This is a genomic window from Colwellia asteriadis (genome assembly GCF_039523295.1).
GTDB classification, from domain to species: Bacteria; Pseudomonadota; Gammaproteobacteria; order Enterobacterales; family Alteromonadaceae; genus Colwellia; species Colwellia asteriadis.
In genome coordinates this window covers 155,858-169,335 of sequence record NZ_BAAAFA010000004.1, presented here as the reverse complement: position 1 = coordinate 169,335, position 13,478 = coordinate 155,858, and the positions used below count along the sequence as shown (strand labels likewise).

At 38.4% G+C, this 13,478-nt stretch carries 13 protein-coding genes; all 13 read right to left on the bottom strand.

From position 1 onward, the window contains the following. Positions 1–41: 41 nt before the first annotated feature. The 13 genes from ABD005_RS07230 to fliJ all read right to left on the bottom strand — a co-directional run bounded on the left by ABD005_RS07230 (position 42) and on the right by fliJ (position 13,471). The gene (locus ABD005_RS07230; protein WP_215979826.1) at positions 42–884 is read right to left on the bottom strand and encodes a MinD/ParA family protein; all 843 of its coding nucleotides are present in this window, start codon (positions 882–884) and stop codon (positions 42–44) included. Between the two features lie 36 nt (positions 885–920). Further along, positions 921–2,471: a flagellar biosynthesis GTPase FlhF gene (flhF, locus tag ABD005_RS07225; protein ID WP_215979825.1), complete on the bottom strand. Its 1,551-nt coding sequence runs from the start codon at positions 2,469–2,471 to the stop codon at positions 921–923. A 69-nt stretch (positions 2,472–2,540) separates the two neighbouring features. Next, positions 2,541–4,643, bottom strand: a complete 2,103-nt coding sequence (flhA, locus tag ABD005_RS07220; RefSeq protein ID WP_215979824.1) for a flagellar biosynthesis protein FlhA — start codon at positions 4,641–4,643, stop codon at positions 2,541–2,543. Between the two features lie 100 nt (positions 4,644–4,743). After that, positions 4,744–5,874 carry a flagellar biosynthesis protein FlhB gene (gene flhB, locus ABD005_RS07215; RefSeq protein ID WP_343816640.1) on the bottom strand — a complete coding sequence of 377 codons (1,131 nt, stop codon included), beginning with the start codon at positions 5,872–5,874 and terminating at the stop codon, positions 4,744–4,746. Beyond that, entirely contained in the window at positions 5,875–6,657 is a 783-nt protein-coding gene (gene fliR / locus ABD005_RS07210) for a flagellar biosynthetic protein FliR (protein ID WP_343816638.1), read from the bottom strand. Continuing rightward, a complete protein-coding gene (gene fliQ / locus ABD005_RS07205) occupies positions 6,657–6,926 on the bottom strand; it encodes a flagellar biosynthesis protein FliQ (protein WP_215979821.1) in 270 nt (89 codons plus the stop codon). Before fliQ ends, fliR begins: the two co-directional genes overlap by 1 nt. Before the next feature lie 59 nt (positions 6,927–6,985). Continuing rightward, a complete protein-coding gene (fliP, locus tag ABD005_RS07200; RefSeq protein ID WP_215979820.1) occupies positions 6,986–7,744 on the bottom strand; it encodes a flagellar type III secretion system pore protein FliP in 759 nt (252 codons plus the stop codon). A gap of 139 nt (positions 7,745–7,883) precedes the next feature. After that, positions 7,884–8,360 (bottom strand): flagellar biosynthetic protein FliO, encoded by a 477-nt coding sequence (gene fliO / locus ABD005_RS07195; RefSeq protein WP_343816635.1) that lies wholly within the window; start codon positions 8,358–8,360, stop codon positions 7,884–7,886. Positions 8,361–8,395: 35 nt separating this feature from the next. Continuing rightward, positions 8,396–8,800 (bottom strand): flagellar motor switch protein FliN, encoded by a 405-nt coding sequence (gene fliN, locus ABD005_RS07190; RefSeq protein WP_215979818.1) that lies wholly within the window; start codon positions 8,798–8,800, stop codon positions 8,396–8,398. A gap of 53 nt (positions 8,801–8,853) precedes the next feature. Further along, positions 8,854–9,918 carry a flagellar motor switch protein FliM gene (gene fliM / locus ABD005_RS07185; protein WP_215979817.1) on the bottom strand — a complete coding sequence of 355 codons (1,065 nt, stop codon included), beginning with the start codon at positions 9,916–9,918 and terminating at the stop codon, positions 8,854–8,856. 92 nt (positions 9,919–10,010) lie between these two features. Continuing rightward, positions 10,011–10,559: a flagellar basal body-associated protein FliL gene (gene fliL / locus ABD005_RS07180; RefSeq protein ID WP_215979816.1), complete on the bottom strand. Its 549-nt coding sequence runs from the start codon at positions 10,557–10,559 to the stop codon at positions 10,011–10,013. A 345-nt stretch (positions 10,560–10,904) separates the two neighbouring features. Beyond that, complete coding sequence (locus ABD005_RS07175; RefSeq protein ID WP_343816631.1) at positions 10,905–12,851, bottom strand: flagellar hook-length control protein FliK; 1,947 nt, start codon at positions 12,849–12,851, stop codon at positions 10,905–10,907. A 176-nt stretch (positions 12,852–13,027) separates the two neighbouring features. Beyond that, the gene (gene fliJ / locus ABD005_RS07170; protein WP_343816629.1) at positions 13,028–13,471 is read right to left on the bottom strand and encodes a flagellar export protein FliJ; all 444 of its coding nucleotides are present in this window, start codon (positions 13,469–13,471) and stop codon (positions 13,028–13,030) included. Positions 13,472–13,478 lie beyond the last annotated feature (7 nt).

Sequence of the window (13,478 nt, the reverse complement as noted above, 5' to 3'; positions counted from 1 at the left end):
AATAATGCTCTCATAAAGTCGTATGGATTTGAATAAACTAGCTAATTAGCTAATAACTGCTCAATAAAAAACTCTAAGTGTCCTGATGCTTGTTTAGGTATAGGCCATTGGCCTACTTTAGTCGCTAAACTGCTAAATGCTTTAGCGGCTGGGGATTGTGGAAACGCTTCAACAATAGCTTGTTGCTTGCGAACCGACTTTCTAATATTTTCATCAAAGGGAATAACCGCGACTAACTCTAGTGCTACATCTAAAAACCTGTCTGTTACTTTAGTCAGTTTAGCAAAAAGCTGTTCGCCTTCTTTTGGATTTCGCACCATATTGGCAACAACTTTAAACTTGAAAACCCCATGGTCGCGACTTAATAACTTCATCAGTGCGTAACAATCTGTTATTGATGTGGGCTCATCACAAACCACTAACATGACATCTTGTGCTGCACGGGTAAAGCTAAGTACCATATCTGAAATACCTGCTGCGGTATCAACAATAAGTACATCAAACTGAGTTTGCATTTCACTAAAGGCACGAATTAATCCAGCATGCTCTGCTGGCGTTAAGTCAACCATAGATTGTGAGCCAGATGTTGCTGGAATTATTTTAATACCGGCAGGCCCTTCAATAATAATATCATCGAGCTCGCACTCACCCGAGAGCACATGTGATAAATTGCGCTTTACCCTCAAGCCCAACATTACATCAACATTAGCTAGACCTAAATCGGCATCTAAAACGAGAACACGCTTGCCCTGTTGGCCTAATGCTATAGCGGTATTCAAAGAAACATTGGTTTTACCTACGCCTCCTTTGCCTCCTGAAACAGCGATTACTTTAACTTTTTGTAAATCTTGCATTTTTCTTAAGCCACTCGCTTGATCTATCATCAAATTTTTACTTCTATTGTCGTATAAACTAACACGCTACATTACTCCCGCGGGAGCAACTGGCATAGTGCGCACAGGTGTATTATTACCATTTGCTGGCTTACTTGCCATCTTATCAGCAAGAGTAACTAATTTCTCAGCATTTGCAACTTTAATATCTTCAGGAACTCGTTGTCCGTCAGTAAGATACCCAATTGGTAAACCATTTTTTATTGATGTGGTAATTATTTCGCCAATACTAACGCTTTCATCAAGTTTAGTATAAATACACCCTGATATTGGTACTTTTTTAAAGCGTTCAACATTTTCTTGCATAACTCGCTGTTGGGTATTGGCAGCAAGTACCAAGTAATTACGAATAGTAACGCGTGCATTATTAACCAAGTTTGCCAACTGCTCAGCTAAACGCATATCGCGTTGCCCCATACCCGCAGTATCAATCAAAATAAGTTTTTTCTTCGAAAACTGCTGTAATAAAGCATCTAATGCCTGACTGTCTTTAGCAAGCATGACCTGACAACCTATAATTTTACCGTACGTTGCAAGTTGTTCAAAACCCGCTATACGAAAGGTATCAGTCGAAATAAGTGCAACATTATCACTCCCATGAACTTGCGCAAAACCAGCAGCGAGTTTGGCAATAGTTGTTGTTTTCCCAACCCCTGTCGGGCCAACTAAAGCAACAACGCCACCACGATGAATGATATCGTTTTGCGTGGTATTTATTTGCTTAGCGATAAGTTGTGTTGCTTGTTGCCAAGCTTCTGGCTCAGAAGTTTGTGGTGGCACATAACCCGCTATCTGATCTGCTATTTGCTCATTAATTCCTAGTGCTAATAAACGACTTACCAATACCGCACGCTGAGGATCCTTTTGTGCCATATCTTGCCACATCAACCCAGAAACCTGGTGCTCTAATAGCGCTCGAATAGACATCATTTCTTGTTGCATTTTAGCAAAGTCTTGCGAAGAAACCGCCGCACTTTGGCTTTCTGTTGGTACTGTTTGTTGCGCATTAAACGGAGTTACATTCGCGGTAATATCATCGGCATCTTCATTTAAAACAGTTGATTGACTTAAGCGGTCAGTAAAGCTTTTAAATTGTTGCTCTATGCTTTCATCCTCTTCAGTTAAGTCATTAACTGTCGGCTGACTATGTGATGGCATTGGTGTCGTTGTTTGCTGAACTTGACGATTAAGTAAAGCGGATAAGCTGTCAGCATGGTTTTCTTCATTGGCCGTTGAGTTTACTTTTTCATTAACAGTTACATTTTCTGACGCGACACTATTTTGACGTGTTGAAGCACTTTGGCTATGTGAGGCATGATTCCCAATATTAACTACATCGTCTGTTACTGCTCTATTGCTACTGCGCTCATCAAATGAGTTAATACTATTTGCCGATAATGACTGTTCTTGTGGTTGTGTTTTTGTAGTTATTGGCTGGTTGTAATCAACCGCAGCCATTAGCTCAACACCTTCAGGAATTTTTTTAGTTGACATAATGACGGCATCAACACCGAGTTCATCTTTTATTTGTGCTAAGGCACTGCGCATATCTTTGGCAACAAAACGTTTAATTTTCATATAAAACCTCAGTGTAACTAGTCATTACTATGTTATTTGTTATCAAGCAAATTTTTGCTTGGGTCTAAATTACTGACCTATAACACTCACTATTTTTATTTGTTTATCATCAGGGATTTCTTGATAAGAAATAACCCGCAACCCTGGAATCGTATATTTTACAAATTTAGATAACACTGAACGTAAAATACCCGATGTTAATAGAATAGGAACTTCTCCAGACATCTCTTGTTGATGAGCACCATCAGTTAATGATTTTTGTAAACGCTCTGCAAGCCCTGGTTCAATACCTGCGCCGTCATCTCCGGCCATTTGCATAGACTGGTGCAACATTTGTTCCAACTCAGGTGCCAAAGTTATGACAGGGACTTCTTGCTCACCGCCGACAAGGTCTTGAATAATAAATTTACGTAAGCTAATACGTACAGCAGCAGTCAACACTTCTGCATCTTGACTCTTAGGGCCGTACTCTACTAAGGTTTGTACTATTGAGCGCATATCACGAACAGCAACACCTTCATTCATTAAACTTTGCAGCACTTTCACTACAGTGCCTAAAGTCAGCGTATCAGGAATAAAACCTTCAACTAATTTAGGATGATTTTTCGCCAGTAAATCTAATAAGTTTTGAACTTCTTCATGACCAAGCAACTGTGATGCGTTATTAGTTAATATTTGGCTTAAATGCGTTGCTAATACCGTTGCCGAATCAACGACGGTATAACCCAAAGTTTGCGCCTGTTCACGTTGATTTTGGTTAATCCAAACGGCATCAAGACCAAAAGCTGGGTCTTTAGTTGGAATGCCTTCTAACTGGCCAAAAACTTGGCCTGGGTTTATGGCTAATTCTTGGTCGTGTCTAATTTGTGCAGAGCCGACATTAACGCCCATTAATGAAATTTGATAACTGTTGGGTTCTAAATCTAAATTGTCTCGAATATGAACTGCTGGCACTAAAAAGCCAAACTCTTGAGAAAGCTTTTTACGAACACCTTTAATTCGACTAAGCAACTCTCCGCCTTGCGCTTTATCAACCAAAGGTATTAAGCGATAACCTATTTCTAAGCCAATAATATCTACATGGTTAACATCGTCCCAATCAAGCTCTTTAACTTCATCTTCTTTTTGCTTGATTTGGGCTTTCTCTTCATGTTCATTTTTTTCAAGTTCAGCGGCTTTATTAATTTTATTACGGTTACCTAAAAAGGCAGTACCCGCAATCATTGCAGCAAAAAGTAAAAACACAAAGTGAGGCATGCCTGGAATAACACCCATAACAAACATGACACCTGCAGCAATATACAGTGACTTCCCTTGACCAAGCTGAGCGCTAACTTGCTCCCCCATGTCTTGTGAAGTGTTCTGACGAGTTACAACTATCGCAGTACCAATTGAAAGCAATAACCCAGGTATTTGAGCAACTAGGCCGTCACCTATGGTAAGTAACGTGTATATCTCTACTGCTTCATCAAAGGTTAAGTCATGTTGAACCATACCAATAACTAAGCCGCCAACAATATTAATAAATAATATTAAAATACCAGCAATGGCATCACCTTTAACAAATTTACTGGCACCATCCATGGAGCCATAAAAGTCAGCTTCACTCGTGACTTCTGTTCTGCGCTCTTTAGCTTGCTCTTGAGTGATAAAACCGGCATTTAAATCGGCATCTATCGCCATTTGTTTACCCGGCATAGCATCTAAGGTAAAGCGCGCTGTTACTTCGGCGATACGACCAGCACCTTTAGTTACAACAACAAAGTTAATAATAATAAGAATAAGAAATACAACAATACCTACCGCATAGTTACCGCCAATAACTACCGAGCCAAAGGCTTCAATAACTTTACCTGCAGCCTCAGGACCTTCATGACCTTCTAACAGTACTACTCGAGTACTTGCAACATTCAAAGCTAATCGTAAAATAGTGGCCACCAGTAATACCGCAGGAAAAGAGCCAAAATCTAACGGCTTTAGGGTATAAACTGTAATTAAAAGCACGACAAGTGATAAAGCGATATTAAAAGAGAATAGAATATCAAGCAGCCACGATGGCATAGGTAAAATAACCATACCGAGTGCGGCCATCACTAATATAGGTGTGCCTAAACCAGTCAGGTGATGAAAGTTCTTTTTATCAAAGCGGTTTAAATAAGCGGGTAGTTGCATTAATACTTCATGTTATTTTTTTGACACGTAATAATAAGAAAAGCAAATCTCGTACCATAAAATTACGTTTAACTTTTATCAATAAAACAAGTCACTTATATCAATATTTAAAATCATCTGGAATGGGTAATGTTTTCGGAATAGCGGTTGGCCTTTTTGCCTTGCCTTTCTTATGCTCATTAAGTTGAAAAATAAACGCTAATACTTGCGCAACCGCGGCAAATAATTCTTCAGGAATATCATCACCCGCTTCAGTGGTATAATAAAGCGATCGTGCTAAAGCCGGTGACTGAATTATTTCAATATTATGTTCTTTGGCTATAGTACGAATATGAATCGCCATTTGGTCAACCCCTTTAGCAATGACAACAGGCGCACCACCAACAGCAGCATCGTATTTTAAGGCTACTGAGTAATGCGTAGGGTTGGTAATAACGACATCAGAGTTAGGCACTTCGGCCATCATTCGTCGTTGTGATATTTCATACTGCGCTCTTTTTATACGCCCTTTAGTTTCTGGGCTACCTTCACTATTTTTATGTTCATCTTTAATATCTTGTTTGGTCATTCTTAATTGCTTGGCATGATTCCACACTTGATAAGGTGCATCTATCACGACAATAATACCAATAGAAAGCGCTAACACTAAAAACATCCACAATAGCATTGTCGTTGCATGAGCGAAATTATTCGGTATAGATTCTCGACTCAAACCTAAAATTTCTTCAAATAACCCACTGAGTAATAAGTACGAAACAATAAATATCACTAAAAATTTTAAAATAGATTTAATGAGTTCAACAAATGCTTGTACACCAAACATACGTTTAAAGCCGGCAAGTGGAGAAAGTTTACTTGCCTTCGGTGCGGTAGCCGCCCACGAAAAACTCATACCACCAAGCAAAATATTACCTACAAACGCTGCCAGCGCAACAATAGCGAAAATCCACAACATAGGCGCAATAATTAAGGTAACGCCCTCATCAATAATTTTAAATAAGGCATTAACATCCATTGCTTCTTCGCGGCTAAAGCTAAATAATCGTTTCATCATTTGAGCGATAGATGCTGCTAAAGAGCCCCCCATAAGTAACATTGCACAGGCGCAACCAACAAGTACAAAAAAAGTACCTAAGTCTTTAGAACGAGCTATTTGCCCTTTCTTACGTGCATCAGTAAGTTTTTTTGCTGTGGGTTCTTCGGTTTTTTCACCGCTATCTGACTCTGCCATTTATGCTGCCTGACAATCAATTAAATAACAGCTAAAATCTAAAGCTCGCTGCCACTGTAATTCAAAATGAGTAAAGAAATTACCAAAAGTTAACCACATAATAAGTAAACCAGCCATCATAGTGATAGGAAAACCAATAGCAAAAATATTCAGCTGTGGCGCTGCTCTGGTCATAATACCAAATGCAAAGTTAACCAATAACATCGCGGTAATTGGCGCTAAGGCAAGAGAAAGCGCAGTGGCAAACATCCAGCCTCCCCACTCAACCACTTCTTTGTATTTAATACTTGATAAATGCTCTGTAGGTATTGGTAATGTATCAAAACTAGCAACAATAAATTGTAAATAAGCTAAATGTCCGTCCATCGCCCAAAAAAGTAATGAAGATAAAATAAGAAAAAACTGACCAATGGCTGGAACGTTCATACCACTTGCAGGATCAATTAATGATGCAAAACCAAGACCTGATTGCATAGCGATAATTTGACCAGCTAAGGTAAAGGTATTTACGACCATTACCGTTACAAAGCCTAACATGACCCCAATGATCATTTGTTGCCCTAATAAGATAGCCGTTGCTAAAGAGAATAAATTATCCACATTAGCAGGAGGAATAGCGGGCATAATAGCAACGGTGATTGTAATACAAAGAAATAATTTAATTCGACCAGGGATAGTTTTAGCCCCTAAACCTATCATGGTCATCACCAAAGCTGAAATACGACTAAATGGGAGAATAAAATCAGCAATATACTGATTAATAACCAGCTCAGTAAACTCCATTAAATAATCACACTTGGTATGCTCTCAATGAGCCTAATCGTATAATCCATCAATTTTTGTACCAGCCAATGCCCCCCAAAAATCAACGCTAACAACGTCACAATTAAACGCGGTAAAAAACTTAATGTTTGCTCGTTAATAGACGTAGCAGCTTGGAATACAGCAACCATTAAACCAACCGCTAAGCTAGGTAAAATAATGGCACAGACCAGTATAATCACTAACAACAGCGCATCACCGAGTATATCTATATAAATCTCTGGACCCATAAAAGACTCTATTTAAGGTTAATTATATGGTTTAAAATCAATGTTTACTTTCCAATGAGCTAAGTACCTAAACCATAGCTTGTTGCAATAGTACCTATCACTAAGTTCCAGCCATCAACCAGTACAAAAAGCATTAATTTAAACGGTAAAGAGACGATCATCGGGGATAACATCATCATACCCATAGCCATCAAAATACTAGCGACCACTAAATCAATAATAAGAAAAGGAATAAACAGAATAAACCCGATTTGAAAGGCCGTTTTTAATTCACTAATAATAAATGACGGTATAATAACCGTCATTGGTAAGTCTGTAACATTATCTACTTCTTCAATACCCGCCATTTCAGCTAGCGTTTGTAAATCTTTTAGCCGAGTTTGCTCTAACATAAAAGCACGTAGCGGTATTTTCCCCCGATCAATAGCTTCAATAGAGGTTAACTCTTCTGCTAAGTATGGCTGAATGGCCGTTTCATCTATTTTATTATAGACCGGTGTCATAATGAAAAGCGTCATAAATAACGTCAGACCAATAATGACTTGGTTAGAAGGGGTTTGTTGTAGACCAAATGCTTGTCGTAATATCGCCATAACCACGACAATACGAGTAAATGAAGTCATCATAATGACGGCTGCGGGAATAAAACTCAGCGCAGTCATAAAAATTAAAATTTGCAGCGTTACTGAATATTCTTGTGTGCCGTCGGGGTTCGTTGTCAGTTTCAGCGCAGATAAAGATAAGTCTTCTGCTGATACACCAAAACTTAAACTGGTTAACGATAAAACTAAAATCAATAACGAGATTATTTTTTTCATATTTTTCCTAAATATGTATAGTTTAGTAATATAGTTTTGCGCTTTATTACCTAGCAAAGTTCAATATTTGATGACTTCACTGTTTTCACTTAACCATTATCACTTAACCATTACTACCTAACTACTTGCATTTAAACAACTACTTTTCTGACTTTGCGGGTTTAGCCCCCAATAGAGATAAAATACTTGCCGGTATATTGTGCTTTTTTAAAGAATCTTTCGTTAAGGTTGGCTCAGCTAACGGCTCTTCTAAGGTATCAAGTAAGGAGATCTGTTGTGCAGTAACCCCAAGTAATAATTGTTTATCTCCAGCTTGAACCACTACCACACGCTCTTTGGCGCCTAAAGATAAGCTAGTAATCACTTTTAGTTGACTGCCTCCTTGCTGTACCAGGTTAAAGCGCTTTAACACAAAAGCACTGACAATAATTAGTGCTAATACCATTAGTAATGACAAAATCATGCTACCAGCATCCATATTTGCCATAACATGCTTCCCAACTTGTGGGGCGTCTTGCACTAACGCATCGGTGCTTGCGGTATTTGGAGTGAGACTTTCTTGTGCAAATGCAATGCTTGAAAATAGCCCGCTAGTGATGGCTGTGAATATACGCATAATTAAATCATCTTATCCATCTGCTTTTTGCAAGGTTATTTTAACTTTTTAATTCGCTCTACTTGGCTAATAACATCAGTCAAGCGAATACCAAATTTGTCGTTTACCACAACAACCTCACCATGGGCTATTAATGTACCATTAACTAAAACATCAAGAGCTTCCCCTGCAACGCGGTCAAGTTCAACGACTGAACCTTGGTTTAACTGTAATAAATTACGAATACTAATATTGCTGCGGCCAACTTCCATTGAAATAGTAACTGGAATATCTAAAATGGCATCTAATTTTCGCTTTTCATCACCAGTAATAGGTGCGTCATCTTCAGTTAACTCTTCTAACTCAACGGTTTCAGCATCAAGTGTTGAGGCTTTTGCTTCAGCCTGCTCATCTAATGCTTCATCCCACATACTTAAATCTTCGTCTTTATCGTTACTCATACCCTACGCCTCACTAAAATTCTTATTCAATGCGAAGTAACTCGCTTTATTTTTTATAAATCATCTTCTAAAAGATGGAGCTCTGCGTCACTATCAAGGCGTTTCCCTCCTTTAGTTAGTATCGTTAGCTCAGATTTCACCGACTCTGGTCGTTTAATTTTTTCTTCTATTTTCAGTGCTACATTATCTCGGCTGCGACCAAGCTTAGCTCTGAAGGTAGGTAAGTCTTCAATCAATACTGTAATGTGTTCAGGCATTTCAATAGGAATAATATCGCCTTTTTGCAGCTCCATGATTTGACTCAATGGTAAGTCTACTTCAATAAACTTAGTGTTAACGGCAACAGGAACATCCATAATTTCATCACGTAATGCCTTAGACCAACGCATATCAGTGTCTTCTTTATCACTTTGCACACCAGCATCAAGTAACTCACGAATAGGCTCAAGCATTGAGTAAGGTAGTGCAATATGAAAATCGCCGCCGCCACCGTCGAGTTCTATATGAAATGAGCTAATAACCACAACTTCGGTTGGGCTGACAATATTAGCCATTGACGGGTTAACTTCTGAATCTAAATATTCAAACGACACATCCATTACTGGTGACCAAGCTTCTTTATAATCTTCAAAAATCAGCTTAAGTAACATTTGAATAATGCGTCGTTCAGTTGGCGTGAACTCTCGTCCTTCTATTTTTGCATGATAACGGCCATCACCACCAAAAAAGTTATCAACAAGAATGAAAACTAAGCGGGCTTCCATGGTGATTAACGCAGTACCTTTTAGTGGACGAAAACGCACCATATTCAAGCTGGTAGGAACAAACAAAGTATGTATGTACTCACCAAACTTAATCATTTGTATACCGTTTATTGACACTTCTGCCGTACGTCGCATCATGTTAAATAAACTAATACGCATATGACGAGCAAAACGTTCGTTCACCATTTCAAGGGTTGGCATACGTCCACGAACGATACGATCTTGTGAAGAAAAATCGTAATCCGAAGTACCGGTGCTGGACTCAACCGTATCTTCGGATACCTCTTCTTCTTCTACATCATCGACACCGTGTAGTAACGCATCTATTTCGTCTTGCGATAATAAATCACTCACTCAGTATTCTCTTTTTATTAAGGTAAATGAATTCTTCAGTTATTTTTAATTTATTCTTTGAGTAGTAAAATAAAAACTAGCTAATTAATACGTTACTGCATCACAAAGCCAGTGAATAATACTTTTTCTACCGTTTTGTTGCCTTCTAACTCTGTCATGACTTTTTGCACCGCTGCTAGCGACTTCTGCTTTAATGACACTTTACCAGCACTTGTTGCAAGATCTTCTGCATTACTTTGTGAGAAGACCCCTAGTAAGGTACTTTCAATTAAAGGGATATGCATTTTGGCACTTTCTTCGTGCTCACCACCTCGAACAAGTAGCTGCACCCTTATTTCAACAAAGCGATCGCGAGCAGCACCAGGAACATTGAATCTAAAAGGTCTTGGCATCGGCACATATAAAGCAGTTCCCACTTGTGCTGAGCTACTTTCTTCAGGCGCACTTTCACCTTCAGGAGTTTCACTGTCAAGTGCTGAGCTCATTTGTGCATCACTAGCAGGTTTATCGTCTCCCATAAAGAAAAAATAACCCGCGCCAGCGCCAGCTAAAAGCACAACGACAGCTACAATAATAATTATTAATTTTTTGCTTTTTCCTGAGCCTTCTAACTCTAATTCACCATCTTTATCGTCTGCCATTACTCGCCCTTACCTAATTATTGATACTGCAAAAATTTATGTCATTATTAAATAACCTGATCTCGGCTTAACAAATGTTTCTCTAGCAGCTATTTTTCCTAACTTCTTCGTTAAATTTACTTGCAATAGGCCAGCTATTGACGCGAAATTTGCCTTGCTTATCATATGAAAAGAAGAAAAACTATCAAGCTAGAGGTTCATAAAAGTAATTTTTACTGATATTTCAATTTGTTAAATATCTCTTAAACCGAGTTCAGGTTAAATAATACATATTTACTAATAACTATATCCTTGAAAAGCGTTTGATCCAATGTGTTTTCATCAAGTTAACTCTATTTTAGTTGATTAAACATAGTAATCTACGCCACTTGCAGAAGAATTAACCAAGGCAGCTGATAAAATGTGCTCACTATGATCTTCTTGCTCTTTTCCTGTTGAGTTTGAGTGTGAGGCTCCTTGGCTAGCATTGTCGTCTGAATCAGCCTGATTTTTATTTTGCTGCTGAACATCTGCACCACCAACATCAACACCTTGCTCAGCTAACATATCCTTTAACTTATGCATATTTTGCTCTAAAGCATCTTTGGCTTGTTGATTTTGTACAACAAAATTTACCGAGGCTTGTTCACCCTGTAGGTTAACTCGTACCTGCATATTACCGAACTCTGGCGGGTCTAAAGTAATGTCAAACTGCTGTAATTTTTGAGAAATAACTAGCATCACTTTATCTTTCACCGCCTCAGCAAAATCTTTTCTGAAAATGGCAATAGTTTCTTGCTGTAACTGAACATTGTGTTTTTGAGTTTGTATTACTTCACTCGTCACACTTTGATCCATTTTCATTGCGCTTTCATGTGCATTATACGCTTGGCTTTCGTGTCTGATTTGTGTGACATGGCTCGCACTATCATTTATCGAACGAACTTGTGGGTTGGCAACTTGACTTCCTTCTGATTTAGCAACAACAGGTTCACTTCCTTTTCCTGTTAACATCAACTCGGCTTCTACTGCTTGCTTTTCTACATTAAGATCATCTGCGGCACTATTCTCTTCACTCTCTTGTGCAGCAATTTGATTTTGTGTCTTTAATGTTTCAGCAAGGTTACTATTAATCGTGCTCTGTTTGGTTTGTTGGCTTTTGGGCTCTACTTGATTAGCATTATTTTTAACTTGGCTCTGAACTTGATTTTGAGGTTGACCGTTTAGCTCTTGCTTAATGGCTTCAGCCACCTTGCTACTTACCAACTCTTTATTCTGAGTACTTTCCTCAAATTGAGTTCCCACAGCTTTACCATTTAAAATTTTACTCGTATTTTCAGTAATTAGTGAGCTCGTTTGCTGCGATTTTAAGGCTAACTCACTATCACTAGTAACCTCTTTTGAAGATAGCTGCATTGCTTCAATGTTTTTGCTAACAGGTTCATTAGCAGGACTGGTGATTAACGGAGCATCTTTTGCTGTATTAGTTGGCGTTACAGGAACCTGTGAACCCAATGTTGGTTTAGTATCTTCAGGCTGAGCTTTACCGGTAACAAAACGATTAGCATTAAATGCTACGTCTTGCTCATGCTCTTCGAGTAACTCACTTATATTCTCAGACAGAGGTAATGCTTTATCATTTTCGCCTGCTAACTTATTAACTGAAACAGCTTGCTGGTAACTCATCAAGTTGGCTGTTGTTGTACTACTATTGTTAGCAATGCTTTGCACATCAGTATTCTGATTAATAAAAGCTTTTAGTTTATGCTCCGTACTTGCTTGATAATTTACTATTTGATCTTTATCTGCCCCTACAGCTTCATCAGTTGAGGCGGTAGAAGGAGTTGTAATATTAACGTCGGCATTAGTAGTTACTTTTGTTTTAACTTGGTTGTTCGTTAACGCATTATCACTTTGATACAGTAATGAAAAAAATTGTTCGCTTTGTGCTAATGGGTCATTCTTTTGAGTTTTTCCGACTTGCCCCTCCCCCGCGGTGTCTGTTTCAGGTAACGACTCAATATCATCATCCTCACTAACAGAGCCCTGTGTTACCTCATTATTCACTGCTTTCTCAGCATTGCCGTCAGCGGCAATAGCGTGGCCATTATCAACCTTGCCCGATGATCTTTCGTCATCAGATTTACCTGTTTTTTCTGACTTTTCTTTGCCTTCAACTGATTTTTTATCTAAATGCTTATCTACGAATGTAGAAAAGTCGCTATCATTACTGTTTTTCACGACAGATGAATTTTTATGAGTAGATTCAGTATCTTGAGGTGACATTATTGCTAAAGTATTTACTTGCTGCATAGTATATCCGCTAGGCTAAGGTACATAGTAATAAATAAACTTATCGTCATTAGGCAGGCATGTTATGTCTACTAAATTAACGCAAGTCGGTTGCTTACAAAAACGCTTAAATAATATAAAGCAAGAAATATTCCAGTAATAACACAGCGCTTTAAAAAGGTGAATTATCTTATTAACTAACGTATGTTTCGGCGAATAAGCTGTTGTGTGGCTATTTCATCAAACATTTTTTGCTCACGCTTTTGCTCTGCTAGGTTTAATTTTTTCATACGCTGCTCTTGCAATGATTGTACTGCTTTAAGCTTTTGCCGTTGCTTTAACCACAAACTTTTACTCTGCTCTGCCAATGCCTTAGCTTGATGCATAGCAATTTCAACCTGTGACGAGGCTTGATCTAGCTTAGCAATAAACGCATGATAATGACTGTAAGTAGCACTATCTAAACCTTGCTCAGCGCGTTGACTTAAGCGTTTCATGTACTCTAAACGATAATCGGCAACACCTTGCAAACGTGTGATATTTTGTTGATATTCATTTTCAGCAATTTTTAGTTGCTCCGCACAGCGGTCAACTTTTTCTTGTTCATACTTTAATAACGTATCTAATTGTGTTTTAGCCATTTTTTAC

Coding starts and splice junctions, on each gene's coding strand:
- fliP (WP_215979820.1), bottom strand. CDS start 7,744: ATGAAAAAAATAATCTCGTTATTGATTTTAGTTTTATCGTTAACCAGT.
- fliQ (WP_215979821.1), bottom strand. CDS start 6,926: ATGGGTCCAGAGATTTATATAGATATACTCGGTGATGCGCTGTTGTTA.
- flhF (WP_215979825.1), bottom strand. CDS start 2,471: ATGAAAATTAAACGTTTTGTTGCCAAAGATATGCGCAGTGCCTTAGCA.
- fliL (WP_215979816.1), bottom strand. CDS start 10,559: ATGGCAGACGATAAAGATGGTGAATTAGAGTTAGAAGGCTCAGGAAAA.
- flhB (WP_343816640.1), bottom strand. CDS start 5,874: ATGGCAGAGTCAGATAGCGGTGAAAAAACCGAAGAACCCACAGCAAAA.
- fliJ (WP_343816629.1), bottom strand. CDS start 13,471: ATGGCTAAAACACAATTAGATACGTTATTAAAGTATGAACAAGAAAAA.
- fliO (WP_343816635.1), bottom strand. CDS start 8,360: ATGCGTATATTCACAGCCATCACTAGCGGGCTATTTTCAAGCATTGCA.
- fliR (WP_343816638.1), bottom strand. CDS start 6,657: ATGGAGTTTACTGAGCTGGTTATTAATCAGTATATTGCTGATTTTATT.
- ABD005_RS07175 (WP_343816631.1), bottom strand. CDS start 12,851: ATGCAGCAAGTAAATACTTTAGCAATAATGTCACCTCAAGATACTGAA.
- flhA (WP_215979824.1), bottom strand. CDS start 4,643: ATGCAACTACCCGCTTATTTAAACCGCTTTGATAAAAAGAACTTTCAT.
- fliN (WP_215979818.1), bottom strand. CDS start 8,800: ATGAGTAACGATAAAGACGAAGATTTAAGTATGTGGGATGAAGCATTA.
- ABD005_RS07230 (WP_215979826.1), bottom strand. CDS start 884: ATGATAGATCAAGCGAGTGGCTTAAGAAAAATGCAAGATTTACAAAAA.